We start from the raw sequence: 21545 nt of genomic DNA on the forward strand, positions 1-21545 counted from the left end.
CCATCGGGCTTGCAAAACCACCCTGGAACGTTCAAAGTCAGACATCCCCGTGAAGAAGCTTGTTCCAGTCGATCACTCAACAGCAGCCCTGCACAGAAGCACCTCCCCTTCAAAACTATGAAACCCTGCACTACTGTTCTAGCGGTCAGCATGATGCTGGCAGCCGTCACACCTTGGCAAACGCGCGCCGCCGAGAACTTATGGAATAACAGTTCGGCCAATTCCCTGTGGGATCTGGCCAGCGCCAACTGGACCTTGCCGACGATCTGGTCTGATGGCGACGATGCGATCTTCGGACCGACGGGAGCGGGTACCGTCATGCTCGGCGGCCCCATCACCGCTCAGCGCCTGAACTTTACTGCGGCTGGTTACACCCTTGAGGGGAATGGCAACGCTCTGACCCTGGCCGGCGCGAGCCCGACCTTGACGGCCACCGAGGACGTGACGATTGCAGCGAGCATTGTGGGGGAGAACGGTCTAGTGATTCAAGGGTCCAAAACGATCCTGCTCGCCGGCGACGCCTCCGTCCCGGATGCCAACCATTACACCGGCGGCACCTACATCCGGAGCGGCACGCTGATCCTCCAGGCGGCCGGTGCAGGCAACGGAGCCACCGCGGGAAGCCCTCACGCCGTGGACAGCATCGAAGCCTTGGACACCGGCGCCACTCTAAAATTCGGCACGACCTTCGACGACTCCGCACCCCTCGCCAGCCAATGGGTATCGGCGCCCGGTGAACAAATTGGAGCCCGGATCCTGGGGACACGAATGGTCATGACCGGCGGCACACTGGATCTCAACAATGACCCGAAGAACGAAGTGATCCGGGTTCCAGAAGGTTTTGGATTGATCGTCAACAACGGTTCGAGCGTTCAAGCGGGACTGAATGTCATCATGGATGGCCTGGACCACACCTTCTCTGGTGTAATCGCCGACGGCAACAATGGGGTGCTTGTTGGTGACAATTTCGCCGCTGGCGCCACACCGCAAGGGCCAGGCTACCAGATCGGCATCGTCAGCATCTCGGGAACCGCTGGCTCCACCTGGACCCTGGCAGGCGACAACACCTACTCGGGATCCACCCGCATTGACGGAGGCACCATTGTCAAGCTGGCGGGCAACCATAGCCTGGGCATCCCGACGCTCACTGGAAGTCTCACTGGCCCCTTGCGAATTCAAAATGGTTCCGCTCTCGATCTTAATGGGCGTGATCAAACCATCGCGCTGATGACGGCCGGACAACCGGGCGCGAAAATCTACAATAGCGCGGTCGGAACCGTTTCCACCCTGACGGTGGGCTACGGGAATGAACAAGCCGGTCGGAACGCTCCCTACCAACTCATGGACAACCCGGGCGTGGGCGGCATTCTCGCCTTGAGAAAGATCAACACCCAGCCGTACGACCTGGTGCAATCCAACATCACCACTCTCGAAGTCACCACCACCCGTGTTACCGGATGCACCCAGGGGCTGCGCAATGACTGCGTGGCGACTTACAGCGGGGACACCTCCATCGAAAGCGGCACCTTGGATGTGCAAGGTCTGACCGCGATTAGTGCGAACAGCGCCTACCGTATCACAACGACCGGGGCGTTCGGACCTGGCGTGTTGAAACTGAGCTACGAAGGCGACGCCCTTTGCCGTCAGTTGTGGATCGACGGAGTTCAACAACCCAACGGCACTTATGGCGCAGGAACTGCCGGCATTGATCCCAACAGCACCGGCACGATCACCGTCACGGGCTTTGCACCAGCGACCATCGCCGTGGTGCAGTCCGGCAGCACTCTCAACCTCTCATGGGGCGGCGTCTACAAGTTGCAGTCCAGCACCAACAACATTCTCGGACCCTATCACGATCACGTTGGAGGCGGTTTGAACACCGCAGTCATACCCATGAATCCGGAAGTCGGAGCAGTGTACTACCGTCTGGCGACCTACTAAGAAATCCCCCGCTCAGCGGTCGGTGCGGAACAGGTTCACCGGCAATCCCTCGGCCGTGAACAGGTTGGGGATCGCGTCGCAGGTGAACGCGAAGCGGACGGCGACCGGACTGGGCACCTCCGGACTGGAGACGACCACCGACTTGCCGTCGATCACGGCCTGAGCTTCGACGAATCGGCCGTCGGAACCGGCCACCTTGAAGTGCGTGGGCGGTCCGCCGCGCGAGACCAGCGTGGTCGGAACCGGATTGAACTCCACGCGGATGGAGGATCCCTCCACACGATGCGAGCGATAGGTGGGGCTCCGGTGTTCAGACCCCGGGACGGCATAGGTCTCGGCCAAGGCGTAACGGGCCAGCCGAGCGGCTACCTCGCGCTTCATCTGCGGATGGATGTCCTTCACGTTATCGACCAGGTCGCTGGTCACCACCATGCCCGTCTTGGGGTGCGCGGCCGCCTGGGTCTGCGCCTCGCGCAGGAAGGCCGCCCGGGTCGGGTCATCGTAAGTGTAAGGGGCGATCTGCGCGAAGTAGAAGGGCAGTTCAGCCTTCCACGCCGTGCGCCAACCGTCGATCATCCGGGTGAAGAGCTTGCGGTAAGTGTCGTGGGTCGGGACGTTGCTCTCGCCCTGGTACCAAATAACCCCCGCGATCCGGAACAGGGTGATGGGGTGGATCATCGCGTTGAAGGCCACCCCCGGCTCATGAGGCCACCAGGCGAACGGCTTGAGCTTCGCCGCCGCGGCCCGCAGGTCCGGATCTTCCTCGACGATCTCGCGCGGCGTCCACACCTCGGCCGGGGTGCCGCCCCAGTTACTGTTGATGAGCCCCACGGGCACCCCGAGCTTATCGTTGAGGAGCTTGCCGAAGAAATACCCGACCGCGCTGAAGTGCAACATCTCCTCGGGCGAACAAACGACCCAACGGGCCGACACATGATCCTGCGGCGTCGCAGAGGTAGCCTTGGGAATGTAGAAGAACCGGATCATGGAGTTCGTGGCGTGTGGAGCCTCCTCCTTGCACTGAGCCAAACCCTGATCGCCCGACCATTCCATATTGCTCTGACCACTACAGACCCACACCTCGCCTATCAGCACGTCCTCGAGCACGATTTCGTTCCCTCCACGGATGCGGATCGTATGCGGACCCGCTGCCTGCGGGGTCTCGATCTCGGTGGACCAACGCCCGCCGTTGGATGCGGTCGTTTTCCAGGTGTCGGTGGACCAACTGACCGACACCGTGACGGCCTCGGCCGGTGCGGCCCACCCCCAGAGGGCGGCCTTAGGCCCGCGCTGCAAAACCATGTGCGAGCCGATGACCGCCGGCAGTCGGACGGCGGCGGCAAGCGGAGCGGCCAGCATGACCAGGGCGGCGAGAGAGAGGAGCAGTCGTTTCATGGCGATGCGGCAAAGGCGATGGACGGATGTTTAATGGAGAGTGACTCGTTCACGCTCGGTGCGAATAGGGCAGCTTCCAGGGCTTCCGATATTTGACGCCGACGAGGCGGTCCGCCTCAGGGCTGTTGGTCACCCGCTCCTTTGCGGCATCCCAAACCAGTTTGGTCTCCGAGCGAAACGCAATATTGCCCAGATGCGCGAGGGTGGAGACATGGTGTCCGAGTTCAGCGTCGAGCACGGGACGTTGACGCGACCGGACGCAGTCCAGGAAATTGCGCACGTGCGCCGGATGAGCGTTGCCAGTGCTGGGACGTTTGAAGGGCTCGAGATTGGCCTTGCGCCGTTCCACTAAGAGTTGCCACCCCTCGTCGTTCATGAGAACGGTACCTTCGGTGCCGCTCCAAGAAACACCCCAGGAACGGCCATTCATGCCCAAGCCCACGCCGCTCTTGTGTTCCCACTGGAGCATAAAGTCCGGAAACTCATACAACGCTATCTGCGAATCCGGCGTGTCTCTCATGTCAGTCTGGACGTAAGTGCCCCCGCTCGAACACACCGTCTTGGGCGAAACCACAGGCATACCCATCATGGCCATGTTGATGAGGTGCACGCCCCAGTCGGTCATCAACCCGCCGGCGTAATCCCAGAACCAGCGGAAGTTGTAATGGAACCGGTTCTGATTGAAGGGGCGTTTCGGAGCCGGCCCGAGCCACAAGTCATAGTCTACGCCAGACGGCGGCGCGCTGTCCGCAGGACGCCCGATCTCTGGTTGCCAATCCAGCCAGGCCCAAGCTCGAACCATGCTGACTTTCCCCAGTCGGCCGGACTTCACAAATTCCGCCGCATCAATGATGTGCTGGCAGCTCTTCCACTGAGATCCCATCTGCACGATGCGCTGGTGCTTCTGAGCAGCCGTAACGATGGCCCGCCCTTCGTCGATGGTCGAGGCCAGCGGCTTTTCCACATACACATCCTTGCCGGCCTGGCAGGCCATGACGGTAGGAAGGGCGTGCCAGTGGTCAGGCGTCGCCACCAGCACGATGTCAACGTCCTTGCGGTCGAGCACGCGTCGGAAATCGCGGACGGTGTCCGGCTTGGTCTTCCGATGTTTGGCCACGATCTCCGCTCCCTTGGCAGCCCGCGCGTCGTCGACATCGGCGATGATGACACAGTCCACCTCTGGATTGCGCAGGAAGGCATCCAGGTCGCCACCTCCTTGCCCCCCACAGCCAATCACCCCGAGGCGCAATCGACTGTTGGCTCCAGGCTCGCCAGCGCGGGCCAGGTTGAAGGACGATGGGCCGGCCAAGGCGATTCCCCCGGCGGCCACAGCGGCAGTCCGAAGGAACTGGCGGCGATTGGGAGTGTCATCTTGGCAGGCTCTGGATGTGAGATGCGGGATGTTCATGGGCTGATTGATAGCCGCCCTAGCGCCGACAAGAAAGGGGAAAGGTGGAATAGGACGACTTCGGGGTATGATTTAAGGTGGGTGAGATCACCCGACTCCGTCGAGTGCCGAAAAGCTGTAGAGGGCTGCAGGACTATGGAACTATAACCCTCATCGGACCGCTTCGCGTTCAACTCCAAGACGCTTCGCGGCGCGCTTGACCATTTGGAGTGCGGCAGGCCTCTGCCGCTTTTGTCCCCACGACGAAGTCGGGATCCCCTGATCTCACCCACTTTACCCCCCCCGATTGAGGAAGGTCAGCTGGCGTTAAATGAACAGCGAACTGAATTTCCAAGCGCCAGCCGCAGTCCAGTAAACCACCACTCACACGGGTTGATTAGGCTCAAACTCTCGGACCGTTATGGAAAGAAGAACCTTTCTCCAGGTTGTCGGGCAAGCATGCACCGCTGTGTGTCTCGCGCCGGAAGTCGTCGGCGCGGACGCCAGTCAGAGTTTACTGCCCCGCTCCCGATCATCCGGGCAACCTGGGTCGATGCCTGATGCGTCGGATTGGGAGACGATCTCGGTGCTGCTCGACAGCGCCTCCTCCACCTACAGCGAACCCTGGGATGACGCCACCTGCCGAACGTTGATGAAGGGCGGTTACCTGGGCAACGGCGACTTCGGAGCCCATCTCGGCGGCACGAGGCACTCCCTGAAATACTATTTGGGGAAGAACGGATTTCATGCGGGGAATGACGTAGTAGGGTTTCGCGGTGGCGACGACCCGGCCCCCGGGCCATACAAGCAACACATCCTGAACCTCGCGATCTGGACGATCGAAGCAGCGTCCGGCATGGAATCAGGGAGCGCTTATCGCGTCACCCAGGACCTGAGAAACGCAGAGATTCGGGCCGATTGCACCATGGCAGGGGCTCCGGTCCTGACGAGAGCCTATCTGTCCGCATCCAGCAACGCGCTGGTGTTGGAGTTGTCTACCAACGGGGGTGCCGACGTACGGCTGCAGGCCACCCTCTCGATTGTTGGCAATCAGTATGTCGCCAAAAGCGCGGGCACCTCCGGCGAGGTGATCTGGGTCACCAAGGAACCTAACGCCGAAGGCGCGCCTTTTTATGTGAAGGGCGCAGTAGCCGCCCGGGTCTTGGGCGCAACGAGCCTGGCAACCACCGACGACCGCAACTATTCCAGGTTGACCTTCACCCTGCCCGCCAACGGCGGAATCGTGAGACTTTTCCTTCAAGCCGAACACACAAAGAATGCCCCTTCTCCCCTCGCGGCGGTGTTGGCCTCCGCTCGGGATACGACGGAAGTGGGTGTGGCCGATCTCTCCGCTCAGAACCGAGCCTGGTGGAAACAGTTCTGGCTACGATCTTATATCCACTTGGACGATGAGGTGCAGCGCTACTGGTATAACCACCTCTACATGATCGGTTCCGCCGCACGAAGCGGCAGCGACAATGGTCCCGGCAAAGCACCCGGGCATTGGGGTCCTTGGAACCGGACCGACGATATGAAGTGGTTCGGGAATCTGGGTATGAACTACAATGCCCAGAATCCCTACTATGGGACCTTCGCCGCCAACCACATCGATCTGGTCGATCCCTATATCCAGACGATCAAATACTATGCGGAGAACACGGCCAGAAAACGTGTCGCCAACCGGTGGGTCTCTCCGGAAATCGCCGCCCGGATGCCTGCAAATTGTCGAGGTGTTCAGTTTGAAGGGTCATTCACGGCCCACGGCACGCCATCCACCGGAGGGGGCACCAATGGGAGTGAGGATTGCTGCATGGCCACCAATGCGGTCTTTGGCATACTGCCCCTCGTCTGGAAGTGGAAGTATGGCCAGGACCGCTCCTTCCTGTCCGAGACTTGTTATCCACTCATGCAGGAGGTCACGGATTTCTTCGACGATTACATCGGCAAGCCGGTCAACGGGCGTTACGACGTCTACGGCTCGGTACACGAAGGGGCGAACTGGTTCGCGAAAAATGACATGTTCAGTCTCGGAGCCATGCGATTTCTCTACCGTGAGATCATCGCGGCAAGCGTGCATCTCGGACGGGACGCGAACCGACGAGCCCACTGGCAGGACATTCTGGACAACTTGAGCGAGTATCCACTGCAGGCCTGGGAGAACAAAGTGACCTTCAGACCCGATGCGGTCCATGACATCATGGAAGCCCTGCACTATCAGGGCGGAGCCCGGAACACGGGCGTGATGTTTACCACCACCTTCGACAACATCAGCCATAGAACCCTGCCTGCCTACAAACTCGCGACCTGCCACACCCTCGACAAGGGGAATATGTTTCATCCCCAACGCTGGTGCGGTTGGCAAAATGGAAATGACTTCGGCATGATGTTTGTTATGGCCGTCCGGGCTGGCTACCGCCCCGATCGCGTGCTCGAGGCGATCAAGAAGTGGAAACCCGAACCCAATGGCGTCGTGTCCCAGAAGGATGGAGGGGGGATCGAAACCGCAGGGATTATCGAGGCCATCAACAACATGTTGCTGCAGAGCCACGACGGCGTCATCAGGGTATTTCCCAACTGGGACCGAACACGGGACGCGGCATTCAAGGGGCTCCGGGCAGTGGGTGCTTTTCTCGTCGGCGCAAGATACCGCTCGGCAGCGCAAACAATTGACTCAGTGCGGATCTTCAGCGAAAGGGGCAATCCGTGTGCGCTGCAAAGCCCATTCGACGGAGACTGCATTACCGTAACGCGAGCGGACAATCGGCAGTCGGTCCCGGTCGTCCAAAACGAGGATGAGTTCACTTTTAACACTGAGTCCGGCGTGACCTATCAGATCTCGCGAGCTGACTGTCCAAGCCCATCGGCCGAGGCACCGGTCATCACGGCCCAACCCGAGGACGCAACAGTCGTACTGTCCGAGACAGCCACGTTCAGAGTTTCAGCCACCGGCCAGAACCTGCGCTACCAGTGGCAGAAGAACCGGGTCGATATCCCCGAAGCGACCTCACCCAGCTACACCTCGCCCAAGACGACGCTGTGGGATATCGGCAGCACGTATCGATGCGTGGTATCCGATGGTTCACTCGCGACCCGAAGTCGTCCCGGAACCCTTCGGGCAAAGGAGTGATCCAGAGACTGTTCACGATGGGAAAGCAGGGGGCTTTACCCCTAGGTATCGTACACCGACGCACCGTTTGCTCGGTGCCGCCAAAATTCCCAGCTGACTGCGAACGGGTCGCCAGTGGGTCCGAAGCTCAGATCTTGCCCTACACCCTTAAATTCCGTCAGATTCAAGAACTGGCATGCTATTCACCGAGAAAAACCATTCCGAATCGCGACTGGGAACGGTAAATCTCCTCAAGGCGGAAATCCGTCGGTTGATCAGCTTGAGTGCCCTCCTGCTGGTCTATTCAGTTCCGATCGCCTTGGGGGAGACAGTGTTTCCCGGCCTGGCTTCCAGCCCGCTCGATCCGCAGCTGAAGGGGCTGGTGCTGATCGAAGAGTTGAATTGTGTCGCTTGCCACCGGGGTGACACATCCATATTCGCTCGCTCTAAGAAGGCACCTCGCCTGGCGGAAATCGGCTCCCGGGTGAATCCGCACTACCTCGAGTCGTTCATCAACGATCCGCAGGGGACCAAGGCAGGCACCACGATGCCAGACGTGCTGACGCAGTTGAGTTCTGAGGAGAGGAAACGGACAGCCACCGAGTTGACCCACTTCCTGCTTTCGTTGAAGCCAGCAGAGTTCAATTTGCAGCCGCCGGATGCCGTGGCTGCGCAGCTCGGGAAGAAGCTGTTTCATTCCCGCGGATGCGCCGCTTGCCATTCACCCCGCGACGATCAAGGAACGGAGTTGCTTACCCAGGCCTCCGTGCCGCTGGGAGCATTGGATCGCAAATACAGCTTCAGGAGTCTGGTCGAGTTTCTCCGTCAACCGCACAGCAGCCGACCATCGGGTCGGATGCCAGATCTGCGGCTGCCCGGCCGGGAACTCGAACGGATCGCCCATTACCTGCTGCAGGACATTCAGGTGCCAGGCCATCTGAAGTACACCCTGTATCGCGGCGATGTGTGGGAGGGCTTAGCGAGCGAAAACGTGACTCCGGAACGGGCAGGCCACGTGAAAGATTTCCAACTGGAAAGTCTAGGCAAGCCACAACATCACACGGCAGTTCGCTTCGAAGGTTGGATCAACCTCGCCAACCCGGGGCGCTACAGGTTCTTCGTGACCATGAACGGAGGAGCGCTCACGGTGAACGGCACGCAACTCATCCAGCTCGACCCCAGCGACCGGCGCGGGGTGAAGCAACTCGAGGGCTCGGCTGAGCTCAACGCGGGCCGGCATGCCATCCAGCTCACGTACATCCACACCGGCCACTCACCTAGGTTCTCGTTCGAAATGGAAGGCCCGCAGTTCGCTCGAGCAACGATTCCGTCGTCGGCCCTGTCCGTTTCCAGGGAACCCATCCCGGCTTTTGAACCGCTCCCAGTGAACACCGAGCTCGCGATGCGCGGACAGGAACGGTTTGGAAAACTTGGCTGCGCGAACTGTCATGATGATCTCAAGGTTGCGGCCAGCTCGTTCACCGCTCTAGCCAAGCTGGATTCGAGCCGTGGATGCCTGAGCAAGGCTTCCGGCGCTTGGCCTCGCTTCGACCTGAGCGAGGAGCAACGCGGTTGGATCACCAAGGCATTGCCTCGCGTGGAAAACCTGCAACTCGACGACCAGCAGCAAGTTCACAAGACACTTGTCACGTTCAACTGCATCGCCTGCCACGAACGGGCCGGCGTCGGCGGCATCGCTCCCGAGCGCAACTCCCTCTTCACCGGGACTCAGCCGTCACTCGGCGATCAAGGGCGCCTGCCGCCGCCTCTGACTCACGTGGGCGCGAAGCTGACCACTCACTGGCTCGCGGAGGTGCTGCTGCGCGGAAAGCGGCAGCGAGACTACCTTGACGCCGCCATGCCGCAATTCGGCGAAGCCAACGTTCACCATCTCGTCGAGTTGTTTGGCAAGGTTGACGCCCTAGAGAGCGCGTCGATTCCCCCTGTAGCGAGCGTTCCGGACTCGAAGAATGCCGGCCACGACATGGTGGGCAGCACGGGGCTAAGTTGCATCGCGTGCCATGAGTTCAACGGACAGAAGCCAGGCGAAATGAGCGCGCTCGATCTCGCGCAGGTGACCAGTCGTCTGAAGAAGAACTGGTTTCACCTTTACCTCCGTCAACCTTCCCGCTTTCACGCGAATGTGATCATGCCCACCTACTGGCCGGACGGTGAGTCCACATTGAAGAACATCCTGGACGGCGACGCCGGACAACAGATCGAGGCGCTCTGGGCCTTTCTGGAGGACGGACCACGCGCCAAGAAGCCGATCGGATTGTCGCGGCAATCCAGCGAGCTTCGCGTCGGCGATGTGACCGAGATCTGCCGAGGGCAGAGTCCGGTGGGATATCGTGGCATCGGGGTGGGTTATCCGGAGCGCATCAACCTGGCGTTCGACGCGGGCGAGATGGCGCTGCGCCAGCTCTGGAAAGGCGAGTTCGCCAGCGTGGAGCCCGGTCATTTCCGCCCGCGCGGAACGGACCCCATTTCCCTTCCTCCGGGCATTCCATTTCATCGCTTGAAATCACTCGAGGACCAATGGCCCTATAAAGGGAAGGCCAACCATGCTTTCCCGCAGGATCACGGCTACCAGTTCGGCGGCTATCGTCTTGATGCTGCTCGCCGTCCGACGCTGCTCTACCGCTACGGCGACATCGCGGTGGAGGATTTCTTCGAAGACGTGCGAGGCCAGGACGGCAAGGCGTACTTTAAGCGAATTCTCCGCTTCGAGGCCGCCGCCGAGCAGCCGCCATTCTATTTCCGCGCCGCGGCTGGGAAGAAGCCAACCGCGCAATCTGAGCGCACATTCACCATCGATAAACTCCGTCTTCGGATCCTCAGCGACCACACGGGAACCGTCCGCGAAGGTGAAGTAGGCGACGTGTTGATTCCTCTGACGGTTCCCAAAGGTCGCTCCACACTCATCCTGGAATACCAATGGTGACACCCCGAGCTTACACCGCAGAGGCGGGACAAGGACGCAGAGAAGAAGTTCAGCTCCTTTACACTACCCCTCTGCGCCCATCCCGCCTCTGGGGTGACTATCTCCGGTTGTTCTCAGTTCTGGCCTTGGCCCTCACCCCACTGCTCCGCGCCGAGGAAGAACTAGGCGCGATGTGGGGCACCGCCGCGGAGGAGGCGAACTATTACCCCATCGTCAACATCTCGATTCCCGCCGGAGTCCCGATGAAGCCGGGCAGTTTTGAGGTTCTTCCCGATGGACGGCTGGCGGTGGGAACCCGACGTGGCGACATCTATTTCGTCAAGGGCGCGTTCGAGACTCCACCGAAGCCGGACTACCACCTGTTCGCCAGCGGTCAGGATGAAATCTTCGCGCTCTCGTGGAGGAACGGCGCGATGACCGCCACCACCTGGGGCGAGGTCACCCGCATCTCCGATGTCGACGGCGATGAGGTCGCGGACCGCTACGACACCTTGACGAGCAATTGGGGCTACGCCGAAGGGCATGAGTTCGCCTTCGGCTCCAAGCCCGATCCGGAAGGCAACATCTGGGTGGCGCTGGGCCTCAGCGGATCCTACGAGTCGCACAACCTATTCCGGGGTTGGGCGGTCAAGGTGACCCCCAAAGGAGTGATGATCCCGATTTGCAGCGGGCTGCGCAGCCCGGGCGGGGTGGGCGGGAATGCGGAGGGCGCGATGTTCGTCACCGAAAGCCAGGGACCCTGGAATGGATGCTGTTCGCTCAAACATCTCAAGGAGGGCGGCTTCCTCGGGCATCCCGCGAGTTACAACTGGTATCCGTTCGTACCGGGCAGGAAAGCTCCAGAAGTTGAACCTAACGACAATTCGCGCCTGAGCGTCGAAAGAAAGCGTATCAAGGAACTCGTGCCTCCGGCCGTGAAGTTTCCTTACATCAAGATGGGAAGATCCGTCTCCGGCTTTCGGCTGAACAACACTGGCGGGAAGTTTGGCCCGTTCGAGAATCAGCTTTTTCTGGGCGACTATAGCCTCAGCCTGATCATGCGCGCGACGACCGAGCAGATTAATGGGGTATGGCAGGGCGCGTGCTATCCCTTCCGCGAGGGATTGGCGACCGGGATCATGAACGTGGAGTTCTCGCCCCAAGGACAACTGTTCGCCGGAGGCTTCACCACCAGTAGGCAGTGGCCCGTGCGTGGGACGGCACCCTTCGCCATCCAACGCATCGATTGGAATGGCGTCGTACCGTTCGAGATCCAGGAGATCAACATCAAGAAGGAGGGCTTCCTCATCACCTTCACCAAGCCAGTGGACCGCCAGGTCGCCGCGACAGCGGAGTCGTATAAAATCACCACTTACACGCATGTGTACCACGCCGGCTACGGCAGTCCCGAAGTGGACCACACCACGGCGCGTGTAACCCGGGCGATTCCCTCAACCGACGGGATGTCGGTAGCGTTACACCTAGAGAAGATCATGGAGGATCACATCCACGATTTCGATCTCGGCGCAATCACGGCGCCGGACGGCCAGCGCCTGCTTCACCAGAAAGCCTACTACACGGTGAATGAAATACCGAGAGACTAGTTTATAGCGCGGAGGCGGGTATTTCTACCACCTCCGAAACCAAACTCGATTCTCGGTGTTTCCACTCTGCGCACGCACAGACAAGGCGAATGGCATCAATAGGATGAACTTTATATTCAAATCAAACGGTTGGGATGGGGCGAAACGAAACGTTCTGGGACTTACGCTGGTCTCCGCAGTGCTGCTCTGCGCCGAGCTAGCGGCGGCTGGGGCCGCCGGGGAGTTGAGCGCGGTAGCACCGCGGGACGATATTAATCCGGCTTTGCTCTACTGGCAGGCATTCGATCGGCGAGTGGAACTTCCCACAGACATTCACAAGGGGATGTTTGCCGAACCACCGACCCTGGCGCTGGCGGAAGCCGAACCGCACGTCGTCAAGTATGATGTCATGTTTGAATGCCTGCGCCGCGCGGCTCAGATGCGAGTGCCGTGCGATTGGGGATCGGATCCGGCGGACGGCCCGGGCGCATACATCCCAAACCTGCTGACCCTGCGGAAGACGGCCCAGATCGTGCCGGTTCGGGTGCACTACGCCGTCGAGGCGGGCCGCGATCAGCGAGCTGTGGATGACGCCATGGCCATACTCATCCTGGGACGTCACACGGGGCGGGCGCTGACTCTGGTCCCGACCATGATCGGCATGTCGATCGAGAGCCTGGCGCTGAGGACGGTGGCAGATCATTTTCAGCAATTGGATCCGGCCGCGTTGAAGTCGCTGGAGGCGCAGCTGGATGCAGCCCAGCCCGGGCGACCGTAAAGCAGGCGATGGCAATGGAACGAACGCGGTTCCTAGACTGGACGATAGCCCGCCTCGAGGGAGTGCGGAGGGAGTATGGCGGCGACCCTACGAAAGCGTCTGAAGAATGTCGTGCGACGATGGAACGAATCCTAAATCAGGAAATCCGCGACGGGCTTGCCCCCGCGGGCCGATCGCTGGACCAGATGGTCGCCCTCTTCAGGGCAGCACGTCCGATTTATGACTGGCTGGAACCGATCATGTCAGCGACACCGGACAGGCTTGCGTGGGAGCACGCGGAGTTTCAGCGAAAGATCGACGCGCTCAAGAATCCGCTCGTGGAAGTGTTAGTGCCAAACATTCTCAAGGCGCGACAAACGGAGCTACGCCTCGAGGCTCACCTGGCGATGCTCCGCGCCGCCATTGCCCTTCGGTCTGGCGGCGAGGGGGCATTCCGGCAAATCCGCGATCCGTTCGGCGACGGCCCCTTCATTCTGCGGCGTTTTGGCTCCGGCGAGCACGCCTCGTTCGAGCTGAGCTCGAACCTTCGCGAACCCGACAAGCGGGAGGTAGCCCTGAAGTTTGTCGGGAGCCGCTCCGAGTAGTCGCTGGCGCGCGGCGGAGCGAGGGCAGGCTATCCCGGGGCCGACATGATTGCGGGATGCGCCCGGTGTCGGCCCCGAGGATGTGTGGAATGAACCCGCCAAAGCAGGGAGACTTAGCCGCAAAATACGAAAGATGCCGAAAAAAGAGTGCAACCCATCGATTCTCCGACCCTGTATCTGTTCCGGTTTTTCGTCGTCTTTGGTTCTTTGCGGCTAAGGGCCGTGCAAACCTAGATTCAGGTTTTGCTGGAGGAACCCCAACCGCACTTCCCGGTTCACATGCGTCAGCCCAACTTCCACTCACCGCGATAGTTGACTGCTTTGAGCAGTTTGTCGGCGGTCGGATCATCGATAACCTGTTCGCTTTTCGGATCCCACTTCAAGGCTCGACCCAGGGCGGCGGAAACGTATCCGAGATGGCCCGGCGTGATCGAACGATGGGCGGTCTCGGCGGGCGCGATGCATTCCTTGCGGGATCGAACCCCCTCGAGGAAGTTCGCATGATGATCTCCGGAGACATAGGCCTTGATGGGGCCCCGGTTGAAATCGGGACGAATCCATTCCTCATTGGAGGCTTCAATCTTGCCGCGATCCACGAAAATCCAACCGTTTTGCCCAACCCACTTGGTGCCCATCCGGTTTTTGTTGGAAAGGGAAGAAGTGATGCCCCCTTCGAACTCGCACTTGACCTCGTAGTTGATGGGATTGTCCCACATTCCCTTCTCGGGATAGGTAAATCCGACAGCCTCGACTTTGGTCGGTCCGCTCTTGTCCATTCCGAGGCCCCAATGAGCGATGTCGTTATGATGGCCGATCCAGTCCATGAGCTGTCCGCCGCCGTAGTCCAAGCACCATCTCCAATTCCAATGCAGGCGGTCCGGATGAAAGGGCAGATAGCGACTGGGGCCGCACCAGAGATCGTAGTCGAGGTCGGCGGGAATCGGGAGGCCGACCCTGCCTTCCTTGTCCGTTTTATTGCCAGTGGGCAGACCGATCTCGACATGCTGAATCTTGCCCAAAAGCCCATTTTGAACCGCTTCCACGGCAATGCGAAAATTTCGGTCGGACCGCTGTTGCGAACCCGTCTGGAAGATCGCCTTCCGCTTGGCGACCTCCTTGTAGATAGCCTGGCCTTCGCCGAAGAGATGAGTGATAGGTTTCTCGCAATAGACATCCTTGCCGTTGCGCAGCGCTTCCATCACAGCCAAGGCATGCCAATGATCTGGCGTGCCCACGATAACTGCATCAATGTCACGACGCGCGCACAGTTCCCGAAAATCGCGATAAGCGTCGCAGCCTTTGTAAACACCGCTGTCCTTCTTTTCAGCGTAGTATTTCTCTACATTGGCCTTAACGGAATTACGGCTCGCAGACACGTCACAGACGGCCACGATTTGGAAGCCGCTCCGTTTCATCATGCTGTTCATCACCCCAGTTCCTTGGCCTCCCGCTCCAACGAGTCCAACATTGACACGTTCACCGGGTGAGATGGTCTTGCCTTGTCCGAGGGCTGAGGAGGGAATGAACGTGGGAGCCACAATGGCCCCCGCCGCTAGTTTGACAAATTGCCTTCGCTTCATGTGACGAAAGGTATCCGCTCATTCCCCCACTTCAACGAAAATGTACAGATGTCTGTTCGGAGGCAGACCGGGGTGTGATTATTTCTCGGAGAGGACTTCGTCCGGGAGCATGCTCCCGCGCCAGACTTTGAAGTGGTGCGGGATCGTGCTGCTGGCGGTCAGGTCCCAAAGGGATGTTTTCATCTGGCGCAACGCCAGCACGGAGAGAATCTCGCCCGAAATCCAACCCGTCTCCATGCTGTAAAGGCTCCACCCGATGTCGGCATCGCTACCCCAGTATTCCCAGCGACGATAGTCGAACCCGCGGAACCATCCACCGTCGAGCTGAGGCTGGGCTTCGCTCTTCACCTGCACTCGGCATAAGAAACGCACGATCTTGTCTGCAGCCTCGCGATAGAGCTCCTCGCCGGTGGCCGCAAAGGCTTCGTGTAGGCCCACCAGGGCGAAGTTCACGGTGTAGAGTAAGTCGGTGTTCGGATCCCCGTTGGCTTGAACAAGGGTGGTCTCCCCGGTGCCATACGCTTCGTTGCTGGCGGGACCCTGTTTGATCTTCGTAAGGATCGCACCGCAGGGATCCATGTCGCTGGTGAGATCCGTCGCCATGCGCCGCAGCCACTCCCGATGTTCCGGCGTATCGTCCAACCGGACCAACCAAGCCAGCGCCAGCAGCATCCGGGCGCGCTCCTGATTGTACTGGTCGTTGGTCGCCGACCACCCTTGCGGATAGGTCTCCATCATTCGTCGGATGCCTTTGGTGGCGCGCTCCCGGAAGAGTGGGAATCCGGTGGCTTTGGCCCCCCACAGAAGACATGCCTGCACGTAGGACTGGTAGTGCGGCGACAGGTCTTCGGACGCCCCCTTGAAGAGGTGTTCCCACCCTCCACTGGCCAGGGCTGGCAGCTCAGTGTGCGGAACGGTGAAGCCCTTGCGCCCGGTCAGTCGCAGCATCGCGAGAAGCTGCTGAGTCAATCGTTCGTCGAAGCGATCGGTCCGTAATGCTGCTGCGGTTCGTAGCAAGCCAAGCCAGGCCCGCGCGTTGTCATCGGCCCACAACTGGTGATACCCGTGCGCACCGCCGAAGTATCGCGGAACGTCGTTCCACCCCGCTAGGCCGAAGGCCGCATGCTTCGGATCGGTAAACGCTCCGGTGTAGAGCACCGATTGACTCGTCAGCCAGTCGGCGAGATTCGATCCGATGCGGGTAAATTCCGGCTGGTTCAGCACGGAACCCGCCAGAGCGAGCGCTCCGGCCGATTCACCGTGATTGTCCGCGCGACGCCACCACAGCACCGATTGCGATCCGTCGTAGTAGATCTTCGAACGAAATCCCTCGAGCAAACCCAGACTGCCATCACCGGTTGCCGTGTCCCTAGGCACCCCAGGTCCCGCGCGATGGCCATCGGGCCAGTCCGCGGTAGCTGGGCCTTGATTGGACGGGCGATCGTAACGCGCCCGCCACGACGGATGAACCAGTAGACCAGACTTTCGATACCACTCGGCTCCGCGCTGCAGAGCCCGTCGTTCCACATCCGCCGGCAACCCAGCCTCCCGGCCGAACGATGGATGGACGGTCGGTTTCCAACGAAGCGTCGGGACTTCGGCATCCGGCTGCACCCACTTCAGGATCATCCGCCACACCGGCTCCCAGGCATCCAAAGGCGCATAGCGAGCTGTCACGAACTGGCTGAGCTTGGTGGTCGCGACCAACACTCCGCCACCAGGAAGCTCGAAAAGGATTGGGTAAACGTTGGTTTTCGGGAGCCCATACAACGCGTCGTCATAACCTGCGACCCGGGCGATCACGACATGCGGCTGGGCGGCCTCGACAGGCAGATAGTGGCAATCGTGAATCATCAGGATGCGCATTTCTTTCAGCGCGGCGCCGAAGGCGTCGCCGACCACGACCGTTCGTTCCAGGATGTTACCCCAGTGGCCGGTCTTCAGGGTCGCTGGTGCGCCAAGTTTTAGCGCGGGAACGAACGATGGGTATTCCACGTAGAGCCGAAGCTTCTTGTCGCGGACCTGATCAAACCATTCGGGAGTGACGCGAGTGGTTTGCTGCGGATACTGATCCGCCAGCACCAGCACGCCGGCACCCTCCGGTGACTGCTTCACGGCGGCGGCAGCATCGTCGAATCGTTCCACTTTTGCCCCGGCATCTTGTAGCACGCGGACGACATCGTTGTCGGCCCGGGCGACGATGCGCCAGGACAGCTCAGCTCCGGTAGCCTGCGTCACGAAGTAGCCGGACAACCACAGGAGGATAAGGTGGACGATGCGTTTCCGTCCGTAACAGGTTGGCTGGGTCATGCCAAGGGTGCGATCAAGGACATTCATTTCTGATCAGTAACGGAGGTTTGCGTGGATCGGACGAGGTGTCAGGCCGATCGACCAGATTTCGGCTAGGAAAAGTCATACTGTAGCGGAGTTGCCAAAGCAAATCCCTTCGCGACGAAAGGATGGTGAGTGTCATGTGTCAATGCCGGATGGAGCAGTTGGATGGGACTTCGGGAGGGTCGCCGAAGTAGCTCTTGAGTGCTACGCAGAGACGATCTCATTTCCCTCCGGGATTTTGGGGTACTCCGCTGCGCTAAGGTCTCCGAAGGCGGTAAAAGCGGGTCGGCTGAAGCATCCACGGGAGACGTCGCCAAGGTAGGGAGAGACTCCGTCGAGCCCATGCATGCCCAATGTTTGAAAAGGAGACATGAGTCACGGCGAAAAGCCACGATGGGTGATCGAAGTCAAAAGACTTTAACGGGCTGCCCTGTTGCTTGGAGGCGAGCCTGGGGCCATTGAAGGCTCGACGAGATCAGAACTCCTCCTCCATTTCACTTTCTAGGTTCAACAGGGCTGATGGCCCCAGTCGTTCTCCTTCAGGTCCTTTTCATACAGGGCCATCTGTTCCTCCGCCGATAGCTTCGCTGGAGGCGTCGCCTCGCCCAAGCATGCAGAGTCTGCTTCACTCACTAGGGGCGACCCGGTGCCATTGGCAGTGGTGCGGGCCTTAGTGTCCCCAGGGGTGTTCGACACAGAATCGGGCGCATCCTCATGTCCCTTGTTCGTCATAACAAACGCCAAATTAGCCTGAAAGGACGGCCCTGTCACGATCGTTCCTCCCTTTGAAGTCACGATCGCGGGCCGAAAACACTTTTCGCCCCCCCCATCTACCGCAGCCCAACCAAGGCTCACACTTCGTTCGGAATGCGGTAATGCTTCCGATACGCCGGCTTCAGCAGCGCGTTGGCCGCGTCGCTAGTCGTGTCCGAGCCAGGCATCCCAGTCGAGGTCAGGTGGCGGTTCGCGGTCGGCGATTCGCTGAGGCACACGTTTCTGGACCTTTTCGAGATCCTTCATGATGCCTGCGCCGCGATCCTTCCAGATGTCGCAGACGTACTTGAACTCGACTCCGGGCAATCGCGACATCCCGCCCGAATGGGATGCCGCGCGCCCGCCCGCGCCGATGAGCGCGAGGACGATCTGGTCACCCACGCTTTGGGCGCGGGCGATGCGGGGAAAGCTGAGCGCGGCTGAACCGGCGGCGAGAGTGGCGCTAACCTTTCCGGATGACGCAATGAAATGACGGCGGGCGATGGGTTTTTCGAACCGAGCGCCGCAAGTCGTCGCATGATCCGGTTGCGCGTTATCTATAGGCCGAGACCGGCTTCGGAACGACGCCGAGTTGCTTGTAGTTGAAACCGCTGTCGAGCGGCTGGTAAGTGCCGACGATGTCCACGCTGCGAGTCGGGGTGATAGCGGATTCCAGGCCCATACCCCAATAGGCGGCGTTGATAATGAGCCGGCGCAGCCCGGCGGACTGCAGATCGTGCGCGCTGCCCATGGTGGTGTGAAACACGCGAGCCTGCTTGCCTTCGCTGGTCTGCCAATACTTGAACCACGCGACGGGCAGCGGCTCCAGCTTCGGATTCGGCGGGTCGTCGGGTTTCCGGCCCAGGAGCGGCTGGCCCCAGACCAACGCGGTGCAATTGGTGGGCAGGCTCGTGCCTTCCTTGTAGGTGCGGTACACGTCCGACTTGCCCCAGATGTTGCTCACGCCGATCAAGATGGGATGATCTTTTTGTTGGGGCACGATGGTGCCGCGAGTGGAGTCGGCCTGCCAGCGGCCGTGGTGCTCCAAGAACGATCCACCGAGCACATCCTCGCCCCAGCGGACCTGCTTCCCGTTGATCTTATAGGGCAACGCGGCGTGAAAGCCGTGGTTGCCCGTCCGGATGGACATGATGGGCCGGCCGGAATCGATATACTTCACGATGAGCTGGCGTTCCGACAAGGGGAGCGTGAGCAGGCGGGGAAAGAAAATGACGAGATCGGCCAAGGCGAGTTGCTCCAGGCCGGGAATGTGATGCTCTTTGAACTCCTTACCTTTCTCAGGATAGACCGGCATCGTGGGATCGACTTCGCCCTTTTCGTTCACCGCGAACAATACCGTGCAGTCGAAGCCGTGATGCTGGCTGAGAATCTTCGCCATCATGGGCATCGATTCCTCGCTGCGATACTCCTGATCGGCGGCGATCAGCACGATGCGCTTGCCCCTGCCCGGGCCGTCACCGCCGGTGTATGTCAGCCATGGCGTGCCGTTATCGGCCGACGCGACGACGGCGAACCCGAGCAGCGCCGCTCGGAAGAGATGTCGGTTCATTTTCATTACGGATATCGGACCTACTCTCACCGTTTGGCACCCAGGTTCTCATACCAAACCACATTGCCCGATGCGCGGCCGGCGTTCAGTAAATCGCCGTCGCCATCCCCATCCATGTCCACGGTGCGCAAATCATAGCTCTCCTGGTTGTCGTCCAATGTATGAATGGTGAATTTGCCTCTGCCGTCGTTTTCATACCAGCGGACCCACTTACTCTCGTAACCGCAGGACGCGGCATCCGTGTCGCCGTCCCCGTCGTGATCAAAAACGGTCAGGCTGTGAGGTTGGCGAATCTCGGTGTCGATCTGATGGATGTTCCAGCCGGGGTTTTCGAACCACAGCAGTCCTTTGCTGTGCCCACGGGATGCCAACCAGTCCACCTTGCCATCGCCATTCACATCGCACGGCAGGATGTTGGTCGCTGCCTCCTGATTCTCCGCCAGAATGACTTTCTTCCACGGGCCTTTGACGCCGTCTTTTCCGGGATTCTTCCAGAACGCAAACCAGTTGCCACCGGCGAAGGGTCCGCCCTTGGCCCCGACGGCGATTTCCTTCCAACCGTCGCCATCAATATCCCCGGCGCCCATGTAGTGGCTGCCTCCGCGGGCGTCCTTGTCAGCGAAGATGTGACGCTCCCATCTCTGCGCCGTGAGCGGCTCCTTCGGGATGCTGAACCAGGCAATGGAGTCGCCCAACCCCTTGTCAGGCTCGAAGTTGTTGATAATGAGATCCGCGCGACCGTCGTTATCGATGTCCGCACGGGTGATGCAATGGATGCCGACGATGTCAGGATCGATGAGGCGCGGGGTCCAGACGCGGTTAGCAAGACGCCCACGTCCCGGATTCTCCAACCAGATCGGAGCGGCATGCGACAGGGTACCCGCCCAATCCATGTCACCGTCGCCATCGACATCAATCACCTCGCTGTGAATGGCAGCGGCACCTTCGCCGCCTCCCTTGCCAAGGTAACGGTGAACGACGATTTCGCGCCAGTCCGGCGCCAGAAACAGGCTGACGCGTCCCTTGAAACTGGCAATGACGTCGAGCGCCTTGTCTCCGTTGGCATCAAGGGCGACGGCCGTGTAGCAGTCGCCCTGCTGAGTGATGAGATGCTTTCCCCAACCGGACCTCCTCTCCTGCGCCGTGGAGAAGGAGGCAAGGCTGGACGCGACCACGACGCAGGTGGCGATGAATTTGAAAGTGTAGCAGGACGCGAATTTCATGGTTGCATGTTTGGACGATGCCGACCGCGGCAGCGCTTCAAAAATGATATCAGCACTGGATTCAGAAGGGAATTCTCACTTTTTTACGCTGCTCAGCCTGTAAAGGTCATGCAGCGTGTGGACGCGCACGTCCTGCAATCGCGCCTTGGATCTGGCGGGTGCTGCCTTGATGAAGAGCCGACGCCAGATGGTTGAACGGCTTGAGATGAATCTGTCCGGTGCGGCGACCGAACAGAGGGCTTCGTTTCCCCAGCACCTCGCGCTCGATGAACCTCAAGTAGGACCCGCACAGCACGAGAAAGAAGCTAGCTCTTTCCCACTCGACGGCGCCCATAGACGGGTATGAAGGCGCTCTTCGGAGCGGTCCAGGCTTCCTCGAGGAAGGCGA

Annotated in this window: 14 protein-coding genes; 6 read left to right on the forward strand and 8 right to left on the reverse strand. The window is 60.2% G+C overall.

Annotated features, from left to right (window positions below; all coding sequences use genetic code 11):
* Positions 1-117 precede the first annotated feature (117 nt).
* Positions 118-1941 carry an autotransporter-associated beta strand repeat-containing protein gene (locus JNN07_21375; GenBank protein MBL9170301.1) on the forward strand — a complete coding sequence of 608 codons (1824 nt, stop codon included), beginning with the start codon at positions 118-120 and terminating at the stop codon, positions 1939-1941.
* A 12-nt stretch (positions 1942-1953) separates the two neighbouring features.
* Here the strand turns inward: JNN07_21375 and JNN07_21380 are convergent, their stop codons facing one another.
* Both JNN07_21380 and JNN07_21385 read right to left on the reverse strand, forming a co-directional pair.
* Positions 1954-3336 carry a hypothetical protein gene (locus tag JNN07_21380; protein ID MBL9170302.1) on the reverse strand — a complete coding sequence of 461 codons (1383 nt, stop codon included), beginning with the start codon at positions 3334-3336 and terminating at the stop codon, positions 1954-1956.
* A 49-nt stretch (positions 3337-3385) separates the two neighbouring features.
* Positions 3386-4744, reverse strand: a complete 1359-nt coding sequence (locus JNN07_21385) for a Gfo/Idh/MocA family oxidoreductase (GenBank protein MBL9170303.1) — start codon at positions 4742-4744, stop codon at positions 3386-3388.
* Positions 4745-5276: 532 nt separating this feature from the next.
* Between JNN07_21385 and JNN07_21390 the strand changes: the two genes are divergently transcribed.
* The 5 genes from JNN07_21390 to JNN07_21410 all read left to right on the forward strand — a co-directional run bounded on the left by JNN07_21390 (position 5277) and on the right by JNN07_21410 (position 13697).
* Entirely contained in the window at positions 5277-7850 is a 2574-nt protein-coding gene (locus JNN07_21390; GenBank protein MBL9170304.1) for an immunoglobulin domain-containing protein, read from the forward strand.
* 175 nt (positions 7851-8025) lie between these two features.
* Complete coding sequence (locus JNN07_21395; GenBank protein ID MBL9170305.1) at positions 8026-10773, forward strand: hypothetical protein; 2748 nt, start codon at positions 8026-8028, stop codon at positions 10771-10773.
* A complete protein-coding gene (locus JNN07_21400; protein MBL9170306.1) occupies positions 10767-12356 on the forward strand; it encodes a hypothetical protein in 1590 nt (529 codons plus the stop codon). Before JNN07_21395 ends, JNN07_21400 begins: the two co-directional genes overlap by 7 nt.
* A 103-nt stretch (positions 12357-12459) precedes the next feature.
* The gene (locus tag JNN07_21405) at positions 12460-13113 is read left to right on the forward strand and encodes a hypothetical protein (GenBank protein ID MBL9170307.1); all 654 of its coding nucleotides are present in this window, start codon (positions 12460-12462) and stop codon (positions 13111-13113) included.
* Positions 13114-13232: 119 nt separating this feature from the next.
* On the forward strand, positions 13233-13697 hold the full coding sequence (locus tag JNN07_21410; protein ID MBL9170308.1) for a hypothetical protein: 465 nt from the start codon (positions 13233-13235) through the stop codon (positions 13695-13697).
* 284 nt (positions 13698-13981) lie between these two features.
* Here the strand turns inward: JNN07_21410 and JNN07_21415 are convergent, their stop codons facing one another.
* From JNN07_21415 to JNN07_21440, 6 genes are all read right to left on the reverse strand, one after another.
* Complete coding sequence (locus JNN07_21415) at positions 13982-15277, reverse strand: Gfo/Idh/MocA family oxidoreductase (protein MBL9170309.1); 1296 nt, start codon at positions 15275-15277, stop codon at positions 13982-13984.
* A 78-nt stretch (positions 15278-15355) separates the two neighbouring features.
* Positions 15356-17614, reverse strand: a complete 2259-nt coding sequence (locus tag JNN07_21420; GenBank protein MBL9170310.1) for a hypothetical protein — start codon at positions 17612-17614, stop codon at positions 15356-15358.
* A gap of 915 nt (positions 17615-18529) precedes the next feature.
* Positions 18530-18766 carry a hypothetical protein gene (locus tag JNN07_21425; GenBank protein MBL9170311.1) on the reverse strand — a complete coding sequence of 79 codons (237 nt, stop codon included), beginning with the start codon at positions 18764-18766 and terminating at the stop codon, positions 18530-18532.
* Positions 18767-18917: 151 nt separating this feature from the next.
* Positions 18918-19934: a hypothetical protein gene (locus JNN07_21430; protein MBL9170312.1), complete on the reverse strand. Its 1017-nt coding sequence runs from the start codon at positions 19932-19934 to the stop codon at positions 18918-18920.
* A gap of 26 nt (positions 19935-19960) precedes the next feature.
* Positions 19961-21157 carry a VCBS repeat-containing protein gene (locus JNN07_21435; protein ID MBL9170313.1) on the reverse strand — a complete coding sequence of 399 codons (1197 nt, stop codon included), beginning with the start codon at positions 21155-21157 and terminating at the stop codon, positions 19961-19963.
* A gap of 106 nt (positions 21158-21263) precedes the next feature.
* A complete protein-coding gene (locus tag JNN07_21440) occupies positions 21264-21491 on the reverse strand; it encodes an ATP-binding protein (GenBank protein MBL9170314.1) in 228 nt (75 codons plus the stop codon).
* Positions 21492-21545: the final 54 nt, after the last annotated feature.

It is taken from the genome of Verrucomicrobiales bacterium (assembly GCA_016793885.1).
Classification (GTDB): domain Bacteria; phylum Verrucomicrobiota; class Verrucomicrobiia; order Limisphaerales; family UBA11320; genus UBA11320.

Coding starts and splice junctions, on each gene's coding strand:
- JNN07_21375 (MBL9170301.1), top strand. CDS start 118: ATGAAACCCTGCACTACTGTTCTAGCGGTCAGCATGATGCTGGCAGCC.
- JNN07_21405 (MBL9170307.1), top strand. CDS start 12,460: ATGAACTTTATATTCAAATCAAACGGTTGGGATGGGGCGAAACGAAAC.
- JNN07_21390 (MBL9170304.1), top strand. CDS start 5,277: ATGCCTGATGCGTCGGATTGGGAGACGATCTCGGTGCTGCTCGACAGC.
- JNN07_21395 (MBL9170305.1), top strand. CDS start 8,026: ATGCTATTCACCGAGAAAAACCATTCCGAATCGCGACTGGGAACGGTA.
- JNN07_21380 (MBL9170302.1), bottom strand. CDS start 3,336: ATGAAACGACTGCTCCTCTCTCTCGCCGCCCTGGTCATGCTGGCCGCT.
- JNN07_21435 (MBL9170313.1), bottom strand. CDS start 21,157: ATGAAATTCGCGTCCTGCTACACTTTCAAATTCATCGCCACCTGCGTC.
- JNN07_21415 (MBL9170309.1), bottom strand. CDS start 15,277: ATGAAGCGAAGGCAATTTGTCAAACTAGCGGCGGGGGCCATTGTGGCT.
- JNN07_21410 (MBL9170308.1), top strand. CDS start 13,233: ATGGAACGAATCCTAAATCAGGAAATCCGCGACGGGCTTGCCCCCGCG.
- JNN07_21400 (MBL9170306.1), top strand. CDS start 10,767: ATGGTGACACCCCGAGCTTACACCGCAGAGGCGGGACAAGGACGCAGA.
- JNN07_21385 (MBL9170303.1), bottom strand. CDS start 4,744: ATGAACATCCCGCATCTCACATCCAGAGCCTGCCAAGATGACACTCCC.
- JNN07_21440 (MBL9170314.1), bottom strand. CDS start 21,491: ATGGGCGCCGTCGAGTGGGAAAGAGCTAGCTTCTTTCTCGTGCTGTGC.
- JNN07_21420 (MBL9170310.1), bottom strand. CDS start 17,614: ATGAATGTCCTTGATCGCACCCTTGGCATGACCCAGCCAACCTGTTAC.
- JNN07_21430 (MBL9170312.1), bottom strand. CDS start 19,934: ATGAACCGACATCTCTTCCGAGCGGCGCTGCTCGGGTTCGCCGTCGTC.